The following is a 24,717-nucleotide window of genomic DNA, read 5'->3' on the forward strand; positions in this document are numbered from 1 at the left end:
ATATTGTACTTGAAATCGCTTTACCGTTGACAAAATGTGAAATTCGTTAATCGTTTTGTCACAAAAAAAGAAAACTCAACCCGGAGGATGAGCTTCTCGCTTTACAAATTAACGTTTTTTTGTGTTCTTACGTCTTTTCGTAGGTGGAGCGGCTGGATCCGCTAGCTCACGCAATTGATTGACTTCTTTTTTTGAAAGTTCACGCCACTCGCCAGAAGTAAGACCTGCCAGTGTCAAGAAACCGAACTGTTCACGTTTCAACTTCAAGACTTCCGAACCGAGTGTCTCGACCATTTGACGGACTTGGCGGTTATGTCCCTCGTAGATGACCATTTCAAGAATCGCCGTGTTTTTCTTCTTATCAATATCGCGCATCTCGACACGTGCTTTCCCTGTCTTGAAACCATCCGGTAAGACGACGCCTTTTTCAAGACCTTTGACGTGGAAGTATTCTGGTACACCTTTGATTTTGACGATGTAACGCTTCGGCACCTTATATTTCGGGTGAAGCAAGAGGTTCGAGAATTCACCGTCATTCGTCATTAAAAGAAGACCACTCGTATTATAGTCGAGTCGACCGACTGGGAAGACACGGTGTCCCGGTGGTACGAGATCGACGACCGTCTTACGTCCTTTATCGTCTTCAACCGTCGAGACGACACCTGTTGGTTTATAGAGCATGTAGTAGACGTGCTCTTCCCGCTCGAGCTTCACACCGTCTACTTCGACTTCCGCACGTGCTCCGACTTTCCTTCCAAGCTCCGTGATGACTTTTCCGTTGACCTTGACGCGACCTGCTGTGATCAATTCCTCTGCTTTACGCCGCGAAGCGACACCTGCTTGTGCGATGATTTTTTGTAACCGTTCCATTAATTCACTCTCTCCTCTAATGAAGGATCATTCCGGAAGAAGAGATCTCCATCCGATTCGAACGTTTCTTCGAACTCGAGTGGCGGCAACTCTTCAATACTGTTCAGACCAAAATGGTCCAGGAAATGATCCGTCGTTTTATACAATTTTGCGCGACCGACGCCTTTGGCGCGTCCCGCCTCTTCAATCAAACCTTTTGCACTTAACGTATGGATGACACGCTCCGTCTTCACACCACGGACGACTTCGATGTCAGCACGTGTGACGGGTTGCTTGTATGCGATGATGACGAGTGTCTCCATCGCTGCTCGAGACAAGGAATCTTCTGCGAGCGAACCGGCATATGCCTGAATATATGGCGACATCTCTTTTCGTGTCACCATCTTAAAGACGCCACCTGACTCCACGATTTGCAACACACGCTGCTCTGCTTCGAATGTCGTTTGAAGAGCCAGCAACTGTTCGCGTGCTGCCGCTTCACTGATCTCTAGCGCTTGACTGAGACCACGTGGATCGATCCCATCGTCTCCGACGACGAATAACAGGCTCTCAATGATTTGTTCATACGCCAATCTGACTCTCCTCCTTCACCATGCTCCGCAATAGGATATCATCGGTCATCTGTTCACAATCAATGACCCGTTGCTTCACGAGCTCTAGAACAGCGAGGAAGCTGACGACTAGTTCTTCGACTGTCGGTTGCTCCGCAAAAAAGCCGAAAAATGTCGTACGCTCCCGGGTCGCGACGTACCGGGCAACGGACTCCATCTGTTGTTCGAGTGACCGTTCTTCCCGTTTGACCGTCTTCGAGCGACGTACCTTCCAAGCTTCCCGTTGGCGCATTTTTTCATAGGCACGTAATAAATCACTCAGTGATAACGTACCATTATACTCTTGTGCATCCGTGTCGAGATAACGCATCAAATCCTCTGGTTGTTTCGAAAATAGCTCAAGGCGTGCCTCTTCCTTTTCTTTCAGGACGAGTGCTGCTTCCTTATACGCTTTATACTCGATCAACTGTTGAATCAGACCTTCTCGTGTCGGTTCTTCCTCGAAATCAGGAATCTCATCGTATTCCGTCTGTTCGATCGGCAAGAGTTGTTTGCTTTTCAGTTGCAACAGCGTCGCTGCCATGACAAGATATTCACTAGCAACATCTAGTTCAAGATGCTGCATCGCACGGATATAGGACACATATTGATCCGTCACCATGGAAACGGATATATCATAAATATCGATTTCTAATTTACCAACCAAGTGTAACAGCAAGTCCAGCGGGCCTTCAAACGCATCCATCTTTACACTGTATGATTCCATGATTCTCCCTGCCCATCAACGTTTTTTGCGCCTTAGTATACCATACAACTGGTGGGTTCGACTATGTTATATTCCAAGGAAGAGGTGATTCCATGAATCCGATTGAACGATTCGTATTTGAATTCAACATCCGGCACGATTACTTCGAGTGCCATGAAATCTTAGAGGAAGTCTGGCAAGAAGGACAACGCCAGGACGAGGCGCTTGTCGGTCTGATTCAACTGGCCGTCGCCCGCTATCATCACCGCCGCGGAAATGCGACTGGGGCACAGCGGACATATTTGAAAGCATTCGATAAAATCGAACGTCACCGGGCAACACTGATTGCGTCTGGGATCGACGTCTCATATTTGCTCGATCATCGCGACCATTTTACGGATAAGGTCTATCGACACATCCCGTTGCCTGTCTTCTCGGACGTCATCCGAGCCGTCGCACTTGAAGCGACAGCACCTGATCTCGACTATGTGACGCATAAACACCGTTTACGTGATCGTACGGATGTCGTCACGGCACGACAAGAAGCGCTACAAAACCGAAGAGACCGGTCCATCTGAGCCATGGACCGGTCTTTTTATTGATTTTTCCATTTGTCGACGAGGCGTTGCGTCTCTTCGGTCGCACCCGTAATATCCGTTCGAAGAAGCTTGGCTGCTTCATCGAGTAGGAGATACGACATCCGTTCTCCACGGAACGATGGTGATAATGCGATATGTTTCAATTCAGCATGGCCATCCATTAATTGAAACCCGATGACACCGACGAAATCCTCATCTTGTTTGTACAAATACAAGCGTTGGTCTTCTTCCTGTTCATAGGCTTGAACCGTTTCAAGCAAATACTTCGGATCCTTCACTTCGCACGAAAAGGCGATCAGCCCCATCGCGGTCCGTTCATTCAACTTCTTATATTTTACTAGCATGTGATTCTACACCTTCCTAATTTCAACAACTCTCAGGAGCATGAACGACTGAGACTCATTCATTCTACACCTTCTCACACAGAATTACTGCATTTTTTTCATAATCCATGAAAATGCAGGAGTCCGTCTCGTGACGTCCCCTGCATCTGAATCACGCTTGTTCTTCCATCACTTGGATGAAGGCACGCATGTAGTCCGGTAGATCGGGCGGACGACGACTCGAGACTATATGTCCGTCGACGACGACGGCTTCATCATGCCAAATCGCACCCGCATTCGTCATGTCATCCTTAATCCCTGGCGTACTCGTGACGTTGACACCTTTTAAGATGCCGGCAGAGATCAGCACCCAACCAGCGTGGCAGATTTGACCAATCGGTTGTTTGTTCTGGTCAAAATGACGCACCATGTTCAGAACAGAGTCAAAGCGGCGTAACAGATCGGGCGACCAACCACCTGGAACAAGAATCGCATCGTATTCTGCTGGATTGATCTCATCGAACGTCTTATTCGATTTGATTGGGACACCGTACTTCCCGATATATGTTTCATCCGCTTTCTCACCGACGATGTCGACGATTGCGCCTTCTTCACGTAAGCGATGGACTGGATACCATAATTCTAAATCCTCGAAGTCATTGCTGACGACTTGGATGATTCGTTTTCCTTCTAAACGCATGACAAACACTCCTTTTCGAGTTGAGTTCCCTTACTGATTGTACCCGGTTCTAAAAAAAGAAAAACTCCTCTTCGAACGTTCGAAGAGGAGCAAGAACTTACGCTTCGACGCGGATTTCTTTGATGCCAGCGCCTTGCTTCATTTTTTGTGCATGTTCGAGACCTGAAGTCACTTGTCCGAAGACCGTGTGTACGCCGTCGAGGTGCGGTTGTGGCTCGTGTACGATGAAGAACTGGCTCGATCCTGTGTTACGACCAGCGTGTGCCATCGAAAGTGAACCCGCTTTGTGTTTGTGTGGGTATGATGTTGACGTTTCACAAGGAATCGTTTTTCCTGAACCGCCTGTACCGTTTCCGATTGGGCATCCGCCTTGTGAGACGAAGCCTGGGATGACACGGTGGAAGTTCAATCCATCGTAAAAGTTCGAGTTTGCAAGGTTTTCGAAGTTTTCAGTCGTGATCGGTGCTTCATCGTTGAACAATTCGAATTCGATTTTATTTCCATCTTCTAATAAGATATGACCAGTTTTTTGCATGTTTGACCAACCTTTCGTGCTTTTCAGCAAGAGATTCGTCACGATTCAAGATCGTGATTCCATGGTACAGTGTACCAAATTTCAGGACGTCGTGCAGACCTTTTTACTCGACGGCTGCCTCTAAAATATCGAGTGTCACCGAATCTGTTGCTTCGACACGAATCCGAATTCCATTCGCAAGTGTCGTGACGGGATCCGTATGCCCGAAGTCCGCATCGAGAATGATCGGGAAATCATAGCCTCGCGTCGCGCGCAGAATGATGTCCTTGAGCGGGAAGTCCGGGTCAAAATCGACTTTTCGCGGGAAGCGTCCGACGACGAGTGCCGCAATCTTGTCATACGCACCCATGTGTCGCAATTGCGTGAAATACCGGTCGATCGTTTCTGGTGTCTCACTCTCGTCATCCTCAAGCATCAAGACGACACCGTCAAACGATGGCAAGTAAGGTGTTCCGGCAAGCAGTAAAAGTGTTCCCGTGTTCCCCGTCAGAATCGGACCTTCTGCGGCACCGGTCTTAACGATCTTGTACCCTGCGTTCACTTGATGTTCTCGTCTTCGGTCGTCCGCGACATCCCAGCGTAAAACCTCATCTGTCCACTCCTCAGACGCTTCGATCCGACCAATCGGCTCCGTCTGCATGAACGTACGTTTGAACGATTCTTCTGTATACGGATCAAGACCATCGAATTGACCAAACTGCGTCAGCAGTGCGGGTCCGACGAACGTCGTCAATCCTGTCTGCTGATAGATCCCAGCAAACAGTGCCGTGATATCGCTGTAACCTACGAAGATCTTCGGATTGTTCCGGATTAATTCATAATCGAGTTCGTCGAGTAGCTGGTGCGAGTTAAACCCACCGATCGTCGAGATGATCGCCTTGATCGACGGATCAGCGAACGCCATATGTAAATCTTGTAGCCGTTCCCCGATCGTTCCTGCCGTATGACTATGGACAGCTGTTGCGTTCGGCATCAAGACGACCTCAAAGCCCATTTTTTCAAGTGTTGCGATACCGCGGGCGAGACGACGCGGTACGTATGCTGCGACAGCAGACGCCGGCGAGACGATGGCAATCTTATCCCCTTTTTGTAAGCGTGGTGGTTTCATGAGAGTTCCCCCTTTTCATTACAAGTATTTCCAGTATAACAAATCGAAAGGGGACCGCGTACTTTCATTTTTCCCCTCCATTTTACAGCTTCACGAAGAGCGAATCTCCGTTCTCAAGCAATTCTCCTTTTTCCGAGACATAATCGACCTTGACTGTCATATGTTGAAGAATCTTTTGTTCGCGCAACGACTTTGCCCACGCTGTGACCTGCGCTTTATCTTGTTCGTGTCGCTTGCGTGGAACGTCCACTAAGAGCGTCGGAGCGACTTCCTTCCGTAAATAAGCCTTTGAATAAAAACGCACGTCACCTAGATGCTGTATTTTATCGTTGTCATAAAGTACGGTCACGCTCAATTGATTGTTCAGTTGTTCGAGAGTCGGCGACGGGATCCGTCGCTCTAACCGATCTTCCCAAAGTGACGCATGATACGAGTCAACGAACCTCCCCGACTCCTCTTGTTGATAGACGAAAAACTCAGTATTCGTTTTTTCGTCTATCGCGCGTGCGGCATATTCAAATGGAAAATTGCCCATGTTGTCGTAAAGACTACCGGTCACCTTCGCTTCCGGAAGATGCTGTTCTAAGTAAGTTTTTGCTTTCCGCTGTACTTCAGTCTCTTTCGTTCCATCCGAGTTCATGTCCTGTGTAAAAGCGAAAGTCATCAATAAGGCACTACCTCCGATGACTCCAATTAGACTGGCAATCCCGATTATCCAACGTTTCATATACTCCCCTCCCATATTTTTACACTTACAATTTTACCATAAAAAAAGTAGCGGACGAAGTCCACTACTTAAGTATTGCTGATTGGATTGCTTACTGGATAACAGCGTGAACGAGCGGGCGTTCTGCCGGTTTCGTTTCACTGATATGGTACGCGTGATCCATTTTTTCGATTGCTTGATCGAGTGTTTCTTTGTTTGAACGAAGTGTTGCGATGACATCGCCGACTTCGACACGGTCGCCGACTTTCTTGTGCAACGTGACGCTTGCTGCGTGATCAATCTCATCTGTTTTCGTCGCGCGTCCTGCACCGAGGATCATTGCTGCAACACCGACTTCGTCAGCGATGATTTCAGAGACATAACCTGCTTTTGAAGCGACGAATGTTTTTTCGTATTTCGTTTCAAGTGCTTTTGTCATGTCGTCAACGAGAGACGCGTCGCCACCTTGAGCTGCGATGAACTTTTTAAAGACGTCAAGTGCTGCTCCGTTACCGAGACGTGTTTCGAGATCCGCATATGCTTCGTCAAACGTCGGGTAGAAATCACCGAGGACTGCCATGTGTGATGCAATCGTCAAGGCGATGACTTTCAAGTCACGAACATCTTTCCCTTGAAGGACTTCGATCGCTTCCTTGACTTCGTTTGCGTTTCCGATTTCAAAGCCGAGCGGCTGATCCATGTCTGTAATGACAGCAACCGTCTTACGGTTGACACTCTTACCGATTGAAACCATCTCTGTCGCGAGTGCTTTTGCATCTTCAAACGATTTCATGAAGGCACCAGAACCCGTCTTGACGTCGAGTACGATGCTGTCTGCTCCTGCTGCAATCTTCTTCGACATGATTGAACTTGCGATCAATGGGATCGAGTTGACCGTCGCCGTGACGTCACGAAGGGCGTAGAGTTTTTTGTCTGCAGGCGTTAGGTTACCCGTTTGACCGATGATTGCCATCTTGATGTCGTTGACTTGTGAGACGAACGCTTCTTCTGAAAGCTCGACGTCAAAACCAGGGAATGCTTCGAGTTTGTCGATGGTTCCACCTGTATGACCGAGTCCACGACCGCTCATCTTCGCAACCGGAATGCCGATTGACGCAACGAGTGGTGCGACGATCAGACTGATCTTGTCACCGACACCGCCAGTTGAGTGTTTGTCGACTTTTTTCCCGTGGATACGTGAAAGGTCGATCACGTCGCCCGAGTTGACCATCGCCATCGTCAAATCAGCGATTTCGCGATCTGACATTCCTTGATAGAAAATCGCCATCGACATCGCTGACATTTGGTAATCTGGAATCTCACCATTCGTGAATCCTTCTACCATTGCTTGAATATCAGCTGTTGCGAGTTCGCCACCGTCTCGTTTTGTTGCAATCAAATCTACCATACGCATAATCTAGTTCCTCCTCAGGAGTGGTTTGTGAGTTTTATAAACAGTCGTTACATTTTTTTGATCGAACCGCGAACGAGTGATAGGAAGTGTGCCCGGACACGTTCTGTCGTTTCGATGACTTCATCATGATGTAACGGTTGGTCGAGAATACCTGCTGCCATGTTCGAGACACATGAGATCCCAAGGACTCGCATATCGGAATGACGGGCAACGATGACTTCAGGAACCGTCGACATACCGACGACGTCGCCACCGAGCATCCGTGCCATCTTGACTTCTGCTGGCGTCTCATACGTTGGACCAGTGTTTCCGAAGTAGACACCTTGACGGACACGAATTCCGAGTTCATCTGCTGTTTCCTGCGCAAGACGAAGTAATTCCGCATCATACGGCTTCGACATATCCGGGAAACGTGGTCCCATCTCATCGACGTTCTTCCCGATCAATGGGTTCGTACCGAAGAAGTTGATGTGATCTGTGATCAACATCAAATCACCTGGTTCGAACGCTTCGTTACAAGCACCCGCTGCGTTCGTGACGATCAATGTCTCGACGCCGATCGCTTTCATGACACGGACTGGGAATGTGACCATGTCCATCGAATATCCTTCGTAGAAGTGGAATCGCCCTTGCATCGCAACGACTTGTTTCCCTTCAAGAGTACCGAAGACGAGTTGTCCCGCGTGTCCTTCGACCGTTGATACTGGGAAGTTCGGGATTTCATGATATGGAATCGCGATCGGGTTTTCGATCTCATCCGCGAGGACACCCAGTCCTGAACCGAGAATCAATCCGATCTCCGGTTTTGCCTGCATCTTGCTTTCTAAAAACGAACGTGTTTCATTCCAGTTGACTGTCATCTGAATCGCTCCCTCGAATTATAGTTCTGTTAAAAAGCTTGTTCCATGTGCCGGCATCTTGACGGCGAAGTTTTCTGCGACCGTCGCTCCAAGATCAGCGAACGTTTCACGGATACCGAGCGGTTTTGCAACACCATTTTTATGGTAGGCAAGCAATGGTACGTATTCCCGTGTATGATCCGTTCCTGCGTGAACCGGATCGTTTCCGTGGTCAGCCGTGATGATCAAGAGATCGTCTTCGTTTAAGCGAGCAAACACTTCCGGAAGACGCGCATCGAACTCTTCGAGTGCTTGTCCGTAACCTTGCGGATCACGACGGTGTCCGAACAACGCATCGAAATCGACAAGGTTTAAGAAGCAAAGTCCGTTGAAATCACGATCAAGTTGTTTCACGAGCTGATCCATCCCGTCCATGTTCGACTTCGTCCGGATTGCATCCGTGACGCCTTCTCCATCGTAGATATCAGCAATCTTACCGAGCGAGATGACATCGAGTCCTGCCGTCTCGAGTTCGTTCATGACCGTCCGGTCGAATGGTTTAAGTGCATAGTCGTGACGGTTCGCTGTCCGGACCCACGCTCCTGCTTCACCAAGGAATGGACGCGCGATGATACGACCAAGCATGTACGGGTCATCCCGTGTGATATCACGTGCGTATTCACAAATCCGGTACAATTCTTCTAATGGCACGACTTCTTCGTGTGCTGCGATTTGAAGGACAGAGTCTGCCGACGTATAGACGATCAAGGCGCCTGTCTCGACATGTTCTTGTCCGAGTTCGTCGAGAATTTCCGTACCAGAAGCCGGTTTGTTCCCAATGATCTTCCGACCTGAGAACTCTTCTAGGCGATGAATCAAATCATCCGGGAATTTTTCGAAGACACGGAATGGTGTATCGATCCGGAGTCCCATGATCTCCCAATGCCCTGTCATCGTATCTTTCCCTGCAGATACTTCCTGCATTTTTCCGTATGCCGCAAGCGGTACTTCTTCAGCTGAGATACCTTCGATCGGTTCGATATGCGAGAGACCGAGTTTTGCCATGTTCGGCATGTTGAGTCCGTTGCGTTCACGCGCGATGTGACCGAGCGTATGCGAACCAAGATCTCCGAACTGTTCAGCGTCCGGTGCTTCTCCGATTCCTACGGAGTCCATGACGATCAAAAATACACGTTTAAATGATTGAGCCATTTGCTGTTCCTCCTATATACGAGCTGTAGTTGTGCGATTCCCGTTACGATTTTTCCCGGAAAGGGACTAGACAAAACGCATCATTTGTCTGAAGTCAGACCTTTAAAAGATAGAACCATCATGCCCGTGGATGATGTTTCTTATACACGTCGTGAAGTCGTGCTTTGTTAACGTGTGTATACATTTGTGTCGTCGACAAATCAGCGTGTCCTAGCATCTCTTGTACGACGCGTAAATCGGCACCATTTTCAAGTAGATGGGTCGCGAACGAATGACGCAGGACGTGCGGCGTGATCTCTTTTTCGATACCCGCTTCCTTTGCCCGTCGCTTGATCATCTTCCAAAACCCTTGCCGTGATAAACGATCACCGCGACTGTTTAAGAAGACGTCGTCCGTCTGTTGACCACCGAGACTGTTGCGCGCGAGGTCAAGATATGTCCTGACGCTCTCAATCGATGTCGTACTCATCGGGATGATCCGGGATTTGTTCCCTTTCCCAAGACACGACAGATACCCGAGTTCGAGTTGCAAATCGTTCAACTTCAGTTGGAGCAGTTCGCTGACGCGCATGCCTGTTCCATAGAGAAGCTCAAGCATTGCTGCATCTCGTCGTGTAAGCGGATCGACACCGACGACCGAATCAAGCAAGCGTTCGACGTCCGTTTGACTCCAGACGACGGGCAACTTTTTCTCCGGTTTCGGTAAATCAAGATGACGAGACGGATCATGTGTTGCAAGTCTCTCTTCGACCAAATATTGATGGAACGAACGGATCGAGCTCGTCGCCCGGCGAACCGTCGATCGTGACTTTCGTGCTTCAAGCAATCGTTCAATATGGTCGACGATATGATGTCGGTGAACCTGTTCGAACGAGGAAACTTCCGCTGTTTCAAGCGTCTGTAAGTATTGATTTAAATCATTTCGATACGCAGCTGCCGTATTCGCGGACATTTGCCGTTCAATCACTAAATAATTGATAAATGCTTCCAGTTGTTCACGCACTGAACTCATCCTCTTCGTTTACGAAATCGCTTACTTTCCCATCATATCAAAGGTGTAAACCGTTGTGAAGAGGTCTGACCTATAAAATTGAAAAAGAAAAACCATCCGAAATTTCGTCGGACGGTCAGACTGTTTGTGTTTGCGATTGTTCCAACGCTTCCCGAGCATGACGCTCTTGGCAGACACGGCAGACGCCATGGAATGTCAGGCGGTGATCCTTGATTTTAAAGTGGAATCGGGACACGATTTCTTTCTCTACTTCTTCTAGCATGTCGTCTAAAATCTCTTCGACGGATCCGCATTCGATACAGACGAGATGGTGATGCGAATGACTCGCACCTTCTTGTCGTAAATCAAACCGGGATACGCCATCTCCGAAGTTGACTTTATCGACGACTTCAAGCTCCGTCAATAATTCGAGCGTCCGGTAAACCGTCGCAAGTCCGATGTCGGAGTTCTTTTCTTTTACAAGGAGAAAGACATTTTCGGCACTGAGGTGATCCGACTCGTGTTCGAGCAGGACACGCACAGTCGCTTCACGTTGGGGAGTCAGCTTATATCCTTTACCGCTTAGCTGTTTTTTGATGCGTTCTACACGACTTTCCATCATAACGCCCCCTTTGTTCGAACTGATGCTATTATCATAGCTGATAATCAGTCTTTTTTCAAATTAAAATGATTATCAACTGAAAATCATTTAAATGAGAATCATTTTAAAGTACGAATTTGCCAATGCTGGATCGCCATGATCGTTTTCGCGTCGACGATCGTTCCGTTTGCAACGAGTTCGAGTGCTTCTTCGAGCTTCAATGTCTTATTCTCAAGGAACTCATCCTCATCGAGTTGACGATCACCGGCAGTCAGACCAATCGCTTCATAGATATGTACACGCTCACTGCAGAAACCAGGCGCACCGTAGAAATCAAAGACATGTCGTAACTCTTTCGCGACGTATCCTGTTTCTTCCTTTAATTCGCGTCCGGCACAATCGAGTGGATCTTCACCCTTCTCGAGTTTTCCTGCTGGAATCTCGATCGATAGACTCTCGAACGCCTTCCGGTACTGTTCCACGACGATCAAATCACCTTGTTCATCAAAAGCAATGATTGCGACGGCACCATTATGATAGACCAATTCACGGACCGAGGTATTGCCGTTCGGTAACGTGACGACATGTTTCTCGACATCAAAGACTTTTCCTTCATAGATCACTTCACGTTCAATCGTTTTTTCTTCCATCGGATGTGTTCCCCTCTTCTATCTTAGTTTACGTTCTCTGTCATGATTAGTATGCCGTTTCCGACGTATTGCCGCAAGACTTCGAAATCGTCTTTTTCATCAGATATGATACACTAGAAAGCAGAAGTTCCAAACTTATAGTTCATCTAAGAAAAGAGGGAATTGAACATGTCATTAGGATTAGGTACGATGACGATCTTAAAGCGTGGTCAGGAGGAAGCAACAGCAATCCTGCGGACGGCACTTGATGCCGGAATCACGCACTTCGATACAGCGGACGTCTATGCGAACGGAGCGGTCGAATCCATCATCGGTCAAACCTTCTCACAAGAGGATCGCAGTCGATTGTTCCTCGCCTCAAAAGGTGGGAATCGGATGAACGCGACCGGAACCGGTTGGACATGGGATCCGAGTTATGACTATCTGAAGCAAGCTTGTCTTGAAAGTTTGAATCGTCTTGAAACACCTTATCTCGACCTGTATTACGTCCACGGTGGCACGATCGATGATGACATCGATGCGTCGATCCGCGCAATGGAAGATTTAAAAGCAGAGGGGAAGATCAAGGAATATGGTCTGTCGTCACTGCGCCCGAATGTCATCGAATATTGGCTCGAGCATAGTAATTTCTCTTACTTGATGACGCCTTATTCGTTGCTCGATCGCCGCATCGAAGAGTTGTTGCCACGCTTAAAAGAGAAAAACATCCAAGTCGTTGCCCGTGGTCCACTGGCAAAAGGACTCTTGACACATGAGAGTGCTTCACGCCTGCAGTCGGTTGATCGGTTCGAACAATTCGATAAGGAAACGCTTGAGGCGAGTCTACAAAAACTTCAAGATTTCCCGCTTCCGGCGCTTGCGTTGCAAGCCATCGATCAACAGGTCGATATCGTCCTTCCTGGCGCGTCAAGCGTGTCACAGCTTCAGGCAAACGTCCAAGCGATGAAAGAGCCGATCTCGCAAGCTCAAATCGATCAGGCACTTGCTACACTGCCGGTTCATCACTATACGGAACACCGGTGAGGTTTAACTCTTCATATCTCCGGGAAACTCCTTCTTTGTAACGTTCATACAGAGGAGGAGTTTTATTATGGCTCGTATTTTAATCGTATCAACAAGTGCAGATGACATGAATGGTCACAAAACAGGATTATGGTTCGAAGAGTTCGCAGCACCATACAACCTGTTTAAGGATGCAGGACATGACGTGACGGTCACTTCGATCAAAGGTGGCGACGTCCCGATCGATAAAGCATCGATCGTCAAAGAAATCTTGCCGAAATTCCAAGATGCACGCCGTGCGTTGCACGACACGAAAGCACTCTCAGAAGTCGATCCAGCATCATTTGATGCTGTTTACTTCCCAGGTGGTCACGGTGCGGTCGTCGACTTCCCGAATAACCCACAAGTGGCAGGTGCCATTGAAGCTGTCATCAAAAAAGATGGCGTCGTCGCATCTGTCTGTCACGGTCCAGCGGCCTTTGCACACGTCATGATCGATGGCAAACCTTTCGTATCAGGTCGTCAAATCAACGGCTTCACAGACGAAGAAGAAAAATCGACAGGTCTCGAAGATAAAGTACCATTCTTGCTTGAGACGACACTTCGTGGTGAAGGCGCTACTTTCCTCACATCGGATGCTGGTAAGGAATTCGCAGTCATCGACGGCAACGTCGTCACAGGACAAAACCCGGCTTCAAGTGAAGCAGTCGCAAAACTAGTCCTCGCAAAACTGGCGACACAAGCGTAATAGATAGTATTCATACAAAATGGAGCACGCGACATCATGTCGCATGCTCCATTTTTTCATACGTTATAGACGGTGAATTGAATCCAATCGTTCGAGGTCAGCTTCTGTCTCACGTGTTTTTTGTTCGAGTCGCTTTAACTCGTCCTCGAGTTGTTGCTGTTGGGCTTGCAATGCAGATCGTTCTTCCTCCGTATAGGAACGTGCTACTTCTTTTTCTTTGAGGTACCACCATTTTTTGACTTTTTTAGGTGGCGGTCCGAGTTCAATCTGTTGCTCGTATTGTTTGACCTCATCTATTTGTTCAGCATGCGCCAATTGAAGCTGCTTCAATTCCGCCTCATAAGTGGCTTGTCTCGCTTCAAGAATTGGTGTGAGGTACGCGAGGATATGCGCAGTAAAATCTCGCTTGACGACCCGTCGTAACACATCTCGCCGAAGGGAAGCTTCCGAATGACCTGAGGCATTCTCCCAAACGATTGAATCCGCTCGTTCTAGAATCTCCTCTTCTTCTGCTTCTCCGAGCCAACGTAATTTCAGCAATAATGGTTCAAGGAGTGCCTCTTCTACATACGCCGTAAATTGCGAATACGAGATTGCTTCTCGTATCAGCGGTTCTTCATGTAAGCGAAATAATGCTTCCGCCTCTTCCTCAATCCAGTCTTCATAGTCATTAAAGTACATCGATTCTCTCCTTACTAAATCCTATTACAAAATAAAACTGGCTCGAATCCGCCATCTACATGACAGTCGAGCCAATATTGTTAGACGTTTGCTTCGTTCTTTTTGATTTCCGCGATTGCCCAGTCACACCAATCCAAGTAATTCAACATCATACGCAAGCCGTACTCACTCGTCAAGGTCTCCCCTAGTGTTGCACCGTTCTCGAGGTGGTCGTGACGCCAACTATGCATCATCTCGACGGCAAATTGATGGTGCCGCTTCGACTCTTCCAAATAAGCAACGGCTTCCTCTGGTGGGAGCAGATGCAAGAGCGACACCCGCATCAAGTTCTCATCCTTCATCTTCGGTTTGAATTCATTTGGTGTCCGTAACCATTCAACGAGCTCCGTACGCCCTTTATCGGTAATCGAATAGACTTTCTTGTCCGGCAAGTCTTCTTGGACGATATGAACACTCGTCACGAGCTCTGCCTCTTCCATTTTCAACAACTCTCGGTATATTTGAGTATGGTGTGCGGTCCAGAAGTGGATCATCTGTTTTTTAAAAGTCGCGCTTAAATCGTAACCGGTCGCTTCCCCTTGGGTCAGCAGCCCGAGTAGTGCAAATCGTAATGCCACTGGCTGCACCTTCTTTCCTTCTTTTGTATATATACTTAATTATCTCAAATATATCTTAATTTCGCTACTCTTGCGTCGAACGAATGTACGATTAAAAAAAGACCTACGAGCGAAATCACATTCGATCGTAGGTCTTCATGCGTTATTGCTTTCCCATTCTTTCTATTTACGTAATTGCTCGATTCCTTGTCGTACATGTCTCCAGTAAGAAGAAGGATGCGGAACGAATTGACGACGATCGAACCACTCGCCTGTCGTGTCCTGAATACGCTCGATGGACATGTCAGCGATTCGCTCAAACTGCTCGATCGAAAAAGCAATCAATCGCTTCACTTCTGTTTCCTGGAGGACGTATGCGTCTATCGCTTGATCACTTCGAGCAAGAAAGACATGGCATCGCTCACAGTCCCATAGTGACGCATCCCGAAACTCCTCTTCCTGGATGCCAAGCGGTATCAATTGATCAAACGTACACGTCAAACCAATCTCTTCCTCGAGTTCCCGGACACCATCCTCGACTGTCTCATTCGCAAGCAAGTGACCCGCTGCCGTGATATCAAGCATTCCTGGAAAGTCCTTCTTTTGTTCAGACCGTTGCTGGAGCAGCACGACGTCCCGCTTTGGATCGTAAACGAAACAATGAAACGTTTCGTGCCACAAGCCGTTTGCGTGGACTTCTGATCGTGGACGAGGTCCGAGCAGGTTGCCCGCTCGATCCACAGTCATGATCATCTCTTGTTCACTCATCGCAACACCTTCGAAGCTTGATGGAATCGCTCCCCGACCGTATAGAGTTCAGCAATCAAAAAGACAATTGCGATCCAAATGATGGCGCTTGGGAACAGGATCATCGCTGTTAGGAATAAAAACCCTTCCGTCCGCTCGACGAGTCCCGGTTGATATTGAAACGACTTATAGCCGTAATTTTCACTGACCGCTCCGATTGCGAGGAACATCGTCATCCCAATGACGAATGATGCGACGAGCAACAGAATAACGACCTGCGTTTCCGGAAATCGGAGTGCAAGACCAATCAGCACTGACAGCTCGACGATCCGGTCGAGCACAAGGTCAAGAATCGTACCAATCGGAGTTGTCTTTTCTTTTCGTGCCATCGTTCCATCGATGACATCAAGCATGCCCGAGATCCACAATAAGACAATCGCCGTTCCCATCATATCGTTATAAACGAAAAATCCCGTCACACCACCGATGATGCCGGAAATGATCGTCACCTGTGTCGCCGATAATCCAATTTTCTTAAATAAGGTCGCCCCTTGATCAAACAGGGGTTGAACGATTTTACGCGCACGCGTATCTAACATGTCACCCCTCCTTTCTAACGATATAGCCTTCTTTCTCATGAATCGTCTCGTCTGAAGAAAGCACGAGCCGTTCTCCGGACGCCCGTTCTACTTCGTAGAAGCGAACGCCGTATTGAATGAGTTCTTTCGTAATCGTAACACGTTCATCCGTTTCCTTCGTCGGTCTTGAGACCAAGTTGACTGCCGTCAGCGGATGCCATGTTTCTTCAATCTGAATGCCTTCGCCAAAAAACGGACTTGTCTGACTAAGTGTGATTGGAGTGCCATGATCGACGATTCGTCCGTGCTCTAAGACATAGACGATATCCGCCATCGCCATTGCCTCTTCCCGATCGTGTGTGACAAGGAGTGTCGTGACACCTTGTTCCTCGGTCAACTTCCGAATCAATGTCCGTAGTTCCCGTCGTCTCGGTACATCTAGACTCGAGAACGGTTCATCGAGCAACAAGAAGTCCGGTTGACTCGCCAGCGCACGAGCTAAACTCGCCCGCTGCTGTTCGCCCCCTGACAATTCGTGAACAGCACTTTTTCCTCTTCCCTCGAGTCCGACGCGATGTAACCAGGATTCGAGCTCAATCGGTGTTAATTGTTTGGCACCGAGACGGATGTTCTGTTCGACGTTCAAATGTGGGAACAACAGCGACCGTTGAAACATCATCGTCACACCACGTTGATTCGGTGAAAGGACAGTCACATCTCGGTCGCCGAACTGAATCACTCCACTCGTCACACGTTCGAGACCTGCAATCAGGCGGAGAAGCGTCGTTTTCCCACTACCACTCGGTCCGACTAAGGCCACACATTGTCCAGACGCAATGCTTACATCGATATCAAATAATACATGCTTCGTTCCAAAACGTTTATTGACTTGTTGTATCGTGACTTCCATTTAAACGCCTCCGTACGATTCGTATCCAACTAGAAAAAATAATAGCTTGTCCAGCATAAAAGAGGATGGGTAAACCAATCAACCAGAGTGTCGCTAGACGCGCCGCCCCTTGAGAATTACCGGAATACGCCGGAAAAACTTCCAGTGCAATCATGCGGACGATTCCGCCACCAATCAACGCAACCAGTGCGTACTGACTGATGGTGATCACCGTGACGAGTAGCGTCACGGATTGTAACGTCGACCGAAGCATCGGTCCCGTCAAATAGAACCAACGCTTGAACCGGTTTCCCTCAATCAAGACCATCTGTTCAAGCATCCGTTCTCCGAGCGCCTGAAATCCGTTCGTGTACAAGCGAACTGTATAGGGTAAGGTCGGCAGAAGCAACACGAGCAGGACACCAAAAAATCGATCTGCCAAACCAAGACGGATCCATGTCAAATAGAGACCGAATGATAGCAATAACACGGGAACGAACAGCGGCAAACTAATCAAGAACTCTGCTATACGAATCCGTTTCCCCGTTTGAAAGGCAATCGCTTTTCCTGCCATGTATCCGAAGAGATGATTTAACAATACGACGGCACAAATCATCGCGACGGTCGTGCCGAGCGTCGCTTCTAGGCGCGGATTCCAATTCCACTCTCCTGGAATCAAACCAATTAAAGGAACGATGAACAGGAGTACAACGAATACGGTCACACTGATTTTTTTCATCATTCGCTTCGCCCCCTACTGATCTTCGTTGCCAGTGGGCGTGTCAAACCAGTCATAAGCAATAGCAGGAGGAAGAGTCCTCCCGTCAAGACGACACTCATTGCAAAAGCGAGTGGTTGCTCCGATAAATCGCCTTGTGTATACAAATCGAATGCATAGACGCCAAGTAATTTTGGATAGGTCACGCCAAGCAGTGCTGGAATCTCATATGCGAACAGGATGAAGGCAAGCAAGATAAATGCTGCCTCAAGCATCGGAACGAGTAGAAAAACACCCCGCGCATGCCAGAATCGGCACACTGGTGATAAACCGAGCATCATACCGAGTTCTTGATAACGCGAATCAAGGCGCCGGACCACCGGTAAGAGATAAAAAAACACGAACGGAATTTCTTTATACAGATACGTCAGGATGACACTAAAATAATTCCTTTCATGCGGTCCGATGACAGGCACATCACTCAAATAGAGAATCGCGAGGTATGCTGCTCCTAGATGAGGGATGAATAAAGGAATCGCAAGTAACACAGCTAGTCGTGTTCTGCTCAAGAGCCTTGCGAGCACCACACCAATGATCAGCGCGAGCACCGTACTGATGATGGCCACATAACTGCTGACGGCTAGACTCTCTAAAAAGACCTCATCCGTCAGTAGCTCGCGGTAATCAGCAGATGTCGTCATCGAGATACTGACCCATAACCCGTATAAGACCATCCCTGCCATCAAGAGTGCAGCAGGATACGCGTTACCGCGCCACACGAGACGGCCATTCCTTACGGATCATCTCGAAAATGGATGGGTCGAGTTCCGTCCGGACCTTTCCTTCAAAGACGCTTGGCTTTGGTGTCGACGGTGCAGCCGGTACATCAGCGAATTGCTTTTGTTCTGACGAATTCAGTGTCGATAAATCAAGACTCGTTCCGTCTCCCCAATACGTCGCATCGTATTTTTTCAACTGTGCTTCTGGTGATAACAACGTATTGATCGCTACGAGTGCGCCCTTCGGATTCGGTGCGTTGAACGGTACGGAAAGGAAATGCGTCGACGCGATTGATCCATCCTTCAAGACGATCGGACGTGTTTGTTTCGGAAACGTTCCTGTCTTCACTTCTTGTTCAGCCCGTCGTTCGTTGAAGCCCATCGTGAAATCAACGTCTCCCTTCGCGTATAACTGATCGAGTTGGGCAAGTGTCTTTGGATAGGTCTTCCCTTTTTTCCAGAGATACGGTTTGATTTCGTTCAAATAAGCCCATGTCTTCTTGAAGTCTGCTTTCGGGTCTTTTAAGGTTTCATTCGATTCGACACCATACATGACGTGGCGGACGAAGGCATTCCCCGTAAAGTCCGTCACTTCCGGATAAGTGAAACGTCCTGGATTTTCCTTGACCCATGACTTCAGTGCTTTCAAGTCGGTCGGTGGCGACTTCACGTCAGCTGCGTCATAGTGCAACGTATATTGAACTTTCCCCCATGCGGCTTCAAGTCCGTCTGTTTTCGTACCACTATCTGAACTCTGTGCGGCAGCATCAACATATTTCATGTTCGGGAGGACTTTTGTGATTTCTCCATAGAGTAAATCATCTTTTTTAGCATTCAAGAAATTATCGCCATTGATCCAGACGACATCGATGACACCTTTTTCCTTACCTGCCTGCTTCTCAGCACGCAGTTTTTGAATGATATCCGCCGTCTCGATCGGGACCCGTTCTAACGTGATGTTGTGTTCCTTCTTCAGACGCGGTGCTACATACTCATCGATGTAGGCATTGATGCCGTCATCGCCGCCCCACATGTACATCCGAACCGTTGACTTTTCCGCTTCTTTTTCGATCGTCTGATAAGAAGTCCCCAAGACATTCTTCGGTTCCGGTGTCGCATCCGGTGTTCCACAGCCTGCGAGCAGCGTACCTAGGGCAAGAAAGCTGATTACCTTTGTTTTCATTTGTCGTTCTCCTCCGTCATCACTTTTTATCGAAGCCCGGTTTTCCTAACCACTCGATCAACCGTGGCATCACGCCGTACCCTTTTGCCGATAACTCCATCCACCATGGTGCATTGACTTCACGTTTACGCCGCTCTATTGCTCGGACGACAGTCGAAGCTAGTCGTTCTTTCGATAGGACGATGGAAGCGACATTTTGCTCATACTTCCGGTCGACATCCGCACGGACAAAAAATTCTGTCGCGATCGGCCCTGGATTGACCGTCATGACGTGGATGCCTTTTGGACGTAACTCCAGACGTAACGCGTTCGAAAACTGCAACATCGCTGCTTTCGTCATGCAATAGATCGTTGATTTCGGTGTCGGCAACTTCCCCGCCTGACTGGCCACGTTGACGATCATGCCACCTTCTTTCAGTAATGGCAGACATGCCTTCGTTAAGCGAATGGGACTTAAGACGTTGATCCGGTGCATCGACTCAATCGTTTCAATCGAGGTATCGTCTAAGAAGCTGAATTCCCCGAAACCTGCGTTATTAATCAAAATATCAATCCGTCCATAACGATTTGCGAGTGTTTTCGCAAGAATTTCAGGCGCCTTTTCCAAATCGTAGACCAGGTAGTCTGCCTGGAGTTCAGATGCTAACGTTTGTAACCGATCCTCGCGTCGTGCAATTAAAATCAAGTTTGCGCCTTCTTTATGCAGAGTGCGCGCCAGTGCTTCCCCGAGTCCACTTGAAGCGCCCGTGATGACGATCGTCCGGTTGATGAGTTGCATTAGACTTCCTCCATTTTCGAATAGTAGAGGATACCTGATCGTTTCTCGACCGTGATCGCACCGCGGGCGACGAGTGTATCGAGACGTGCTTTCATCTCACTCATGACAAGCGGGAATGATTTTTTTAATCGGTTTCCATACGTCACTTGTGCTAATTCGAATAACGTATGTTCTCCCGAAAAATACTTCAAGAGCTGATCACCACGTGCCTTGCGTTGCATCAATCGTTCTTCGACGAGTACCGCAACATCTCGAATCGGAGCACCATGTCCAGTGTAGGCGATTCGAATCTGCTCACTTTGTAATTTTTCTAAAGAGTCAAGATACGCAAGAACAGGACGTTTTACGAGCACATCATCACTTGGTTGCGGTTGTTCGAGCAATGGATTCGGCTCGACCCGGTCGAGCAGGTGATCAGCCGCGAACAACACACCATCGTCACTTAGTATTCCGATTTGGTCACTTGCATGCCCCGGTAGTTCGATGACCCGGTATCGCCCAGACGGCGTAATTGCGTCGCCTTCTTTTAATGTAAAATCAAGTTGACCTTTTCCAAGCCATTTCAAGGCAGATTGATAGCTTGGTAACATCTCTTGAATCGCTAGCGGAACGCCAAACGATGTCGCCAATCGACGCAAGAATGCGTCCCCGTTGTTCAAGAAGGTCTCGTCCTGTTCCAAGTATGGGCGTAATCGCGCATGTCCATAGACGGGAATGCCTTTCTCTGAAAAGCGATGTGCCATCCCAGCATGATCCGCGTGGTGATGTGTCACGATGACACGATCTAAATCCTCGACCTGAAGTTCATGTCGTGCAAGCGTCCGTTGCATCGTTTGCCATGCTTCAAGCGTATCCGGTCCACAATCAATGAGGATGTTTTCCCCTTCCGTTCGTAGTACATAGCAGTTCACGTCTCCAACCGGAAATGGTGTCGGAATCGGAATCGGGATGATTTCGTCTGATACAGTCATACCTACACGCCTCTTTTCTCTCGTCCATTTTCTTTCATTATAGAGAGAATGAAGCTATAGCGCCAAACTTTGTGCGTCAAAGGGTGACATTTGTTTTCTAGCTTACGTTAAAGCGCGAGAAATGGATGCACAAAAAACCGACCTTTCCGCAGATTGAAAGGTCGGTCAGAAACTTATTTTAAGTTGAGGACTGTTAATTTGTCGCGTGTCATCGAAGCTAAGCTACGTCCAACGCCTTGAACGCCGAGACCCGATGATTTCACACCGATGAATGGGAAGTGGTCAGGACCACGTTCCGTCCGACCATTGATTTGAACAGAACCTGTTTCAAGCGCATCCGCTACTGCAAACGCAGCATCGATATTCTCTGTGAAGACACTTGCTTGAAGACCGTATTCTGATTCGTTTGAGTATGCAATCATTTCGTCGACTGAGTTGACACGGATGATTGGAAGAACTGGTCCGAACGGCTCTTCCCAAGCAACACGCATGTCGCGTGTCACGTTGTCAAGAAGTGTTGGTTCGATCAAGTTCGCCGTACGTCCGCCACCTGTGACGAGCGTTGCGCCTTTGTCTGTTGCGTCCGTGATCAAGCCTTCGACGAAGTCCGCTGATTTCGTATCGATGAGCGGCACGACGACGCTGTCTTGTTCAGGTGAACCGACTGTCAATTTCGCGATTCGTGTCTTGAGTTCTTCGATGAGTGCATCCGCTTGATGATCAAGAACGAAGACGCGTTTGATTGCTGTACAACGTTGACCTGAGTAAGAGAACGCCCCACTGATGATATGATCTGCCGCAAGTGACAGATTCGCATCTTCAAGAACGAGCGCTGGGTCTTTTCCACCAAGTTCAAGGACAAGTGGAATCATTGCCGATTGACGTGATAGATGTTGTCCAGTGCCTGTACCACCAGTAAATGTGATCATGTTGATGCCCGGGTGAGTCGTCAAGTAATCACCGATGACCGATCCACGACCTGTGACGATGTTGACGAGTCCAGCTGGAAGACCTGCTGCGACGAGTGCCTCGACCATCAAGATACCGCTGATCGAACCTTGTGTTGCCGGTTTGAAGACGACGGCGTTTCCTGTCATGAGGGCAGGTGCGAGTTTCGCTGCTGCCAAGTTGACTGGGTAGTTGAACGGTGAAATCGCAAGCACGACGCCGAGTGGTGCTTTTTTGATGACCGCGATTTTTTTCGCGCTACCACCAGGGAACGAATCCCCTTGCATCATCTGACCGTCGAAACGGAGACCTTCTTCCGCTGTGTAGCGAATGATTTCAGCTGTTCGTTTGACCTCTTTGACGCCATCTGCACGTCCTTTACCGACTTCGCGCATGATGACTTCACCGATTTCGTCCGCACGTTTTTCGAGTTCCGTTGCCCACGCGTGAAGCAATTCAGCCCGTTTGTTCGCTGGTTGTTTTGCCCACTCTGCTTGTGCCGCTCTCGCTGAAGCGATGGCACGATCGACTTCCGGTTTTGTCATCGCTTGGACGCGACCGACAAGATCCTCTTTATATGGTGAAGAGATTTCAATCGTCTCTTTTGATTCACTTTCATGCCATTGTCCATCTAGTAAAAATGTGTAGGTTGTTGCTGTAGTCATTCCACTCTACCTCCATTTATTTTTATCTCTCTCATTTCAGTGTGTGGCTGCATAGCTTATTGTAATCAATTGGTCTGACAAATGCCAAACTTTTTGCTTAACATATTATGAAAGCGATTACAACACTTTTTTTGTCAATTCAGAACTAGAATTTTTAGCGTAGCATGCCGATAACTAGTCAGAAGTGAAGTGAAGGTAATGGAAAGGGGCACAACCATATGTATAATCAGCACGATATTTTATTAGAAGCCGGCACGAACGAACTCGAGATCGTCATCTTCCATTGCGGACCATACACGTTTGGAATCAACGTCATGAAGGTTCGGGAAATCATCGTTCCGCTCCCGATGACACCACTCCCAGGTACACCGGACGCTGTTAAAGGATTGATTGAACTGCGTGGCGAAGTCATGACAGTCATCGATTTGCCGACGGTCATTGGTGTTCCACACGATGAAGCAACCGAGGATCGATTGATCATCTGTGAATTTAATGGGGAGAAAAGCGTCCTGCGTGTCGATTCCGTGACGGAAATCCGTCGTATCTCATGGGAACAGATCGATACACCAAACGAACTCGCTCGTGGCATTGAGGGATTAACGAACGGTGTCGTCAAAACGGGCGACAAAATGATCATCTTGCTCGACTACGAAAAAATCGCACTTGAGCTCTCACGCAAGGATATCTTCGCCCGCGAAGAAGGGCGTCGCGTCCAGTCCCGTGACCGGTCCGACAAAGTCATCTGGATCGCCGAAGACTCGGAAATGCTCCGGACATTGATCATTGAAACACTTGAGGAAGCCGGTTATCACGGACTGAAGTGGTTCATCAATGGTAAGGAAGCTTTTGATGCGTTTGAGAACGGAAGCAACTGTGACCTTTTGATCACCGATATCGAGATGCCGAAGATGGATGGACTACACTTGACGAAACGACTCCGTGAAGATGATCGTTATGCGGAATTGCCAATCATCGTCTTCTCTTCCTTGATTTCCGACGATTTACGCCATAAAGGTGAATCCGTTGGTGTCAATGCACAAATCACGAAACCGGAAATCGGTCGTTTGATCGAAACGGTCGATTCATACGTCTTATAAGAAAAAAAGCCGACAGCATGTCGGCTTTTTTGATCTATTCGATTGCTCAACGCAGCGCGTCAAGATTTTTTCCAGTAAACACATCGAGCCAGACGACACGGAATTCCACCATGCATTGCTCAATCCGATCGACGATTTCTTGTGTTCCGGTCATTGAACCAGATTCTGCTTCTTTTTCAAGCAGTTCGAAATCATCAGCTAAATCATCAGCGGCAACGGAATAGGAAGCACCTTTTAGCAAGTGAGCGAGCTTTTCAGTTTGCTCAGCATCTTGCTTGGCGACGGCATCTTTTAGTTCAGGAAACTTTCGATCGAACTGCGCGATATACGTTTCTCCGATTTTTTGAAGGAACGCGTGATCCCCACCCGCGATCGATTGAAGTTCTTCGAGCTTCTTAGCATTAGACGGTTTGTCAAATTAAGCGCAACACTTCTTCGGAAAAGACCTCGTATGCAGTTTTCCAATCCAAACACTTTCTTGGTCGATTGTTGA

At 48.2% G+C, this 24,717-nt stretch carries 30 protein-coding genes; 4 read left to right on the forward strand and 26 right to left on the reverse strand.

Features of this window, described 5'->3' with window-relative positions; translation table 11 throughout:
• Positions 1–108 precede the first annotated feature (108 nt).
• Genes KNQ14_RS09400 through KNQ14_RS09410 form a run of 3 tightly spaced genes read right to left on the reverse strand, consistent with a single transcriptional unit; the run spans position 109 to position 2,187 of the window.
• Positions 109–870, reverse strand: coding sequence for a pseudouridine synthase (locus KNQ14_RS09400; protein WP_214860824.1), 762 nt, complete (start codon positions 868–870; stop codon positions 109–111).
• Positions 870–1,442: an SMC-Scp complex subunit ScpB gene (scpB, locus tag KNQ14_RS09405; protein ID WP_023467687.1), complete on the reverse strand. Its 573-nt coding sequence runs from the start codon at positions 1,440–1,442 to the stop codon at positions 870–872. Before scpB ends, KNQ14_RS09400 begins: the two co-directional genes overlap by 1 nt.
• The gene (locus KNQ14_RS09410) at positions 1,432–2,187 is read right to left on the reverse strand and encodes a segregation/condensation protein A (RefSeq protein WP_023467686.1); all 756 of its coding nucleotides are present in this window, start codon (positions 2,185–2,187) and stop codon (positions 1,432–1,434) included. The genes scpB and KNQ14_RS09410 overlap by 11 nt, the downstream gene beginning before the upstream one ends.
• Positions 2,188–2,279: 92 nt before the next feature.
• Here KNQ14_RS09410 and KNQ14_RS09415 point away from each other — a divergent pair, with 92 nt between their 5' ends.
• A complete protein-coding gene (locus tag KNQ14_RS09415; protein WP_214860826.1) occupies positions 2,280–2,744 on the forward strand; it encodes a DUF309 domain-containing protein in 465 nt (154 codons plus the stop codon).
• Between the two features lie 17 nt (positions 2,745–2,761).
• On the opposite strand, the gene KNQ14_RS09420 is transcribed toward KNQ14_RS09415, so the two are convergent.
• The 11 genes from KNQ14_RS09420 to KNQ14_RS09470 form a co-directional block, all read right to left on the reverse strand.
• Positions 2,762–3,109 carry a GNAT family N-acetyltransferase gene (locus KNQ14_RS09420; RefSeq protein ID WP_023467684.1) on the reverse strand — a complete coding sequence of 116 codons (348 nt, stop codon included), beginning with the start codon at positions 3,107–3,109 and terminating at the stop codon, positions 2,762–2,764.
• 151 nt (positions 3,110–3,260) lie between these two features.
• Positions 3,261–3,788 carry a type 1 glutamine amidotransferase domain-containing protein gene (locus KNQ14_RS09425; RefSeq protein ID WP_035398198.1) on the reverse strand — a complete coding sequence of 176 codons (528 nt, stop codon included), beginning with the start codon at positions 3,786–3,788 and terminating at the stop codon, positions 3,261–3,263.
• A gap of 97 nt (positions 3,789–3,885) precedes the next feature.
• Positions 3,886–4,323 carry a peptidylprolyl isomerase gene (locus KNQ14_RS09430; RefSeq protein ID WP_023467682.1) on the reverse strand — a complete coding sequence of 146 codons (438 nt, stop codon included), beginning with the start codon at positions 4,321–4,323 and terminating at the stop codon, positions 3,886–3,888.
• Positions 4,324–4,426: 103 nt separating this feature from the next.
• Positions 4,427–5,431 carry a S66 family peptidase gene (locus tag KNQ14_RS09435; protein ID WP_214860828.1) on the reverse strand — a complete coding sequence of 335 codons (1,005 nt, stop codon included), beginning with the start codon at positions 5,429–5,431 and terminating at the stop codon, positions 4,427–4,429.
• An 82-nt stretch (positions 5,432–5,513) separates the two neighbouring features.
• Positions 5,514–6,158 (reverse strand): hypothetical protein, encoded by a 645-nt coding sequence (locus tag KNQ14_RS09440; protein ID WP_214860830.1) that lies wholly within the window; start codon positions 6,156–6,158, stop codon positions 5,514–5,516.
• 91 nt (positions 6,159–6,249) lie between these two features.
• Positions 6,250–7,551 carry a pyrimidine-nucleoside phosphorylase gene (locus tag KNQ14_RS09445; RefSeq protein WP_214747751.1) on the reverse strand — a complete coding sequence of 434 codons (1,302 nt, stop codon included), beginning with the start codon at positions 7,549–7,551 and terminating at the stop codon, positions 6,250–6,252.
• Between the two features lie 47 nt (positions 7,552–7,598).
• Complete coding sequence (locus tag KNQ14_RS09450) at positions 7,599–8,411, reverse strand: purine-nucleoside phosphorylase (protein ID WP_029341181.1); 813 nt, start codon at positions 8,409–8,411, stop codon at positions 7,599–7,601.
• Positions 8,412–8,429: 18 nt separating this feature from the next.
• Complete coding sequence (gene deoB, locus KNQ14_RS09455; protein WP_214860832.1) at positions 8,430–9,602, reverse strand: phosphopentomutase; 1,173 nt, start codon at positions 9,600–9,602, stop codon at positions 8,430–8,432.
• A 118-nt stretch (positions 9,603–9,720) separates the two neighbouring features.
• Positions 9,721–10,605 (reverse strand): site-specific tyrosine recombinase XerD, encoded by an 885-nt coding sequence (gene xerD, locus KNQ14_RS09460; protein WP_029341179.1) that lies wholly within the window; start codon positions 10,603–10,605, stop codon positions 9,721–9,723.
• A gap of 124 nt (positions 10,606–10,729) precedes the next feature.
• Complete coding sequence (gene fur, locus KNQ14_RS09465) at positions 10,730–11,212, reverse strand: ferric iron uptake transcriptional regulator (RefSeq protein WP_023467675.1); 483 nt, start codon at positions 11,210–11,212, stop codon at positions 10,730–10,732.
• Between the two features lie 101 nt (positions 11,213–11,313).
• Positions 11,314–11,844: an NUDIX domain-containing protein gene (locus KNQ14_RS09470; RefSeq protein ID WP_023467674.1), complete on the reverse strand. Its 531-nt coding sequence runs from the start codon at positions 11,842–11,844 to the stop codon at positions 11,314–11,316.
• Positions 11,845–12,012: 168 nt separating this feature from the next.
• Between KNQ14_RS09470 and KNQ14_RS09475 the strand changes: the two genes are divergently transcribed.
• Both KNQ14_RS09475 and KNQ14_RS09480 read left to right on the forward strand, forming a co-directional pair.
• The gene (locus KNQ14_RS09475; RefSeq protein ID WP_214860834.1) at positions 12,013–12,867 is read left to right on the forward strand and encodes an aldo/keto reductase; all 855 of its coding nucleotides are present in this window, start codon (positions 12,013–12,015) and stop codon (positions 12,865–12,867) included.
• 67 nt (positions 12,868–12,934) lie between these two features.
• On the forward strand, positions 12,935–13,594 hold the full coding sequence (locus tag KNQ14_RS09480) for a type 1 glutamine amidotransferase domain-containing protein (RefSeq protein WP_023467672.1): 660 nt from the start codon (positions 12,935–12,937) through the stop codon (positions 13,592–13,594).
• A gap of 63 nt (positions 13,595–13,657) precedes the next feature.
• On the opposite strand, the gene KNQ14_RS09485 is transcribed toward KNQ14_RS09480, so the two are convergent.
• From KNQ14_RS09485 to KNQ14_RS09535, 11 genes are all read right to left on the reverse strand, one after another.
• Positions 13,658–14,275 (reverse strand): hypothetical protein, encoded by a 618-nt coding sequence (locus tag KNQ14_RS09485; RefSeq protein ID WP_214860836.1) that lies wholly within the window; start codon positions 14,273–14,275, stop codon positions 13,658–13,660.
• Between the two features lie 80 nt (positions 14,276–14,355).
• On the reverse strand, positions 14,356–14,892 hold the full coding sequence (locus KNQ14_RS09490) for a PadR family transcriptional regulator (RefSeq protein ID WP_023467670.1): 537 nt from the start codon (positions 14,890–14,892) through the stop codon (positions 14,356–14,358).
• 162 nt (positions 14,893–15,054) lie between these two features.
• Positions 15,055–15,639 (reverse strand): NUDIX hydrolase, encoded by a 585-nt coding sequence (locus KNQ14_RS09495; RefSeq protein WP_023467669.1) that lies wholly within the window; start codon positions 15,637–15,639, stop codon positions 15,055–15,057.
• Positions 15,636–16,217, reverse strand: coding sequence for a CDP-alcohol phosphatidyltransferase family protein (locus KNQ14_RS09500; RefSeq protein WP_214860837.1), 582 nt, complete (start codon positions 16,215–16,217; stop codon positions 15,636–15,638). The genes KNQ14_RS09495 and KNQ14_RS09500 overlap by 4 nt, the downstream gene beginning before the upstream one ends.
• 1 nt (position 16,218) lies before the next feature.
• Positions 16,219–17,106 carry an ABC transporter ATP-binding protein gene (locus tag KNQ14_RS09505; RefSeq protein ID WP_214747741.1) on the reverse strand — a complete coding sequence of 296 codons (888 nt, stop codon included), beginning with the start codon at positions 17,104–17,106 and terminating at the stop codon, positions 16,219–16,221.
• On the reverse strand, positions 17,078–17,827 hold the full coding sequence (locus KNQ14_RS09510) for an ABC transporter permease subunit (protein ID WP_251055778.1): 750 nt from the start codon (positions 17,825–17,827) through the stop codon (positions 17,078–17,080). The genes KNQ14_RS09505 and KNQ14_RS09510 overlap by 29 nt, the downstream gene beginning before the upstream one ends.
• Complete coding sequence (locus KNQ14_RS09515) at positions 17,824–18,582, reverse strand: ABC transporter permease (RefSeq protein ID WP_214747738.1); 759 nt, start codon at positions 18,580–18,582, stop codon at positions 17,824–17,826. Before KNQ14_RS09515 ends, KNQ14_RS09510 begins: the two co-directional genes overlap by 4 nt.
• Positions 18,569–19,765, reverse strand: coding sequence for an ABC transporter substrate-binding protein (locus tag KNQ14_RS09520; protein ID WP_023467664.1), 1,197 nt, complete (start codon positions 19,763–19,765; stop codon positions 18,569–18,571). Before KNQ14_RS09520 ends, KNQ14_RS09515 begins: the two co-directional genes overlap by 14 nt.
• A 19-nt stretch (positions 19,766–19,784) precedes the next feature.
• The gene (locus KNQ14_RS09525) at positions 19,785–20,543 is read right to left on the reverse strand and encodes an SDR family NAD(P)-dependent oxidoreductase (protein ID WP_214747735.1); all 759 of its coding nucleotides are present in this window, start codon (positions 20,541–20,543) and stop codon (positions 19,785–19,787) included.
• Positions 20,543–21,514, reverse strand: a complete 972-nt coding sequence (locus KNQ14_RS09530; protein WP_214747732.1) for an MBL fold metallo-hydrolase — start codon at positions 21,512–21,514, stop codon at positions 20,543–20,545. The genes KNQ14_RS09525 and KNQ14_RS09530 overlap by 1 nt, the downstream gene beginning before the upstream one ends.
• Positions 21,515–21,687: 173 nt before the next feature.
• Entirely contained in the window at positions 21,688–23,127 is a 1,440-nt protein-coding gene (locus tag KNQ14_RS09535) for an NADP-dependent glyceraldehyde-3-phosphate dehydrogenase (RefSeq protein WP_214860839.1), read from the reverse strand.
• A gap of 218 nt (positions 23,128–23,345) precedes the next feature.
• Here KNQ14_RS09535 and KNQ14_RS09540 point away from each other — a divergent pair, with 218 nt between their 5' ends.
• Positions 23,346–24,224, forward strand: coding sequence for a chemotaxis protein CheV (locus KNQ14_RS09540; protein WP_023467660.1), 879 nt, complete (start codon positions 23,346–23,348; stop codon positions 24,222–24,224).
• A 46-nt stretch (positions 24,225–24,270) separates the two neighbouring features.
• Here KNQ14_RS09540 and KNQ14_RS09545 read toward each other — a convergent pair whose 3' ends face one another.
• A complete protein-coding gene (locus KNQ14_RS09545; protein WP_214860874.1) occupies positions 24,271–24,597 on the reverse strand; it encodes an Hpt domain-containing protein in 327 nt (108 codons plus the stop codon).
• Positions 24,598–24,717: the final 120 nt, after the last annotated feature.

It is taken from the genome of Exiguobacterium sp. s161 (assembly GCF_018619045.1).
GTDB classification, from domain to species: domain Bacteria; phylum Bacillota; class Bacilli; order Exiguobacteriales; family Exiguobacteriaceae; genus Exiguobacterium_A; species Exiguobacterium_A indicum.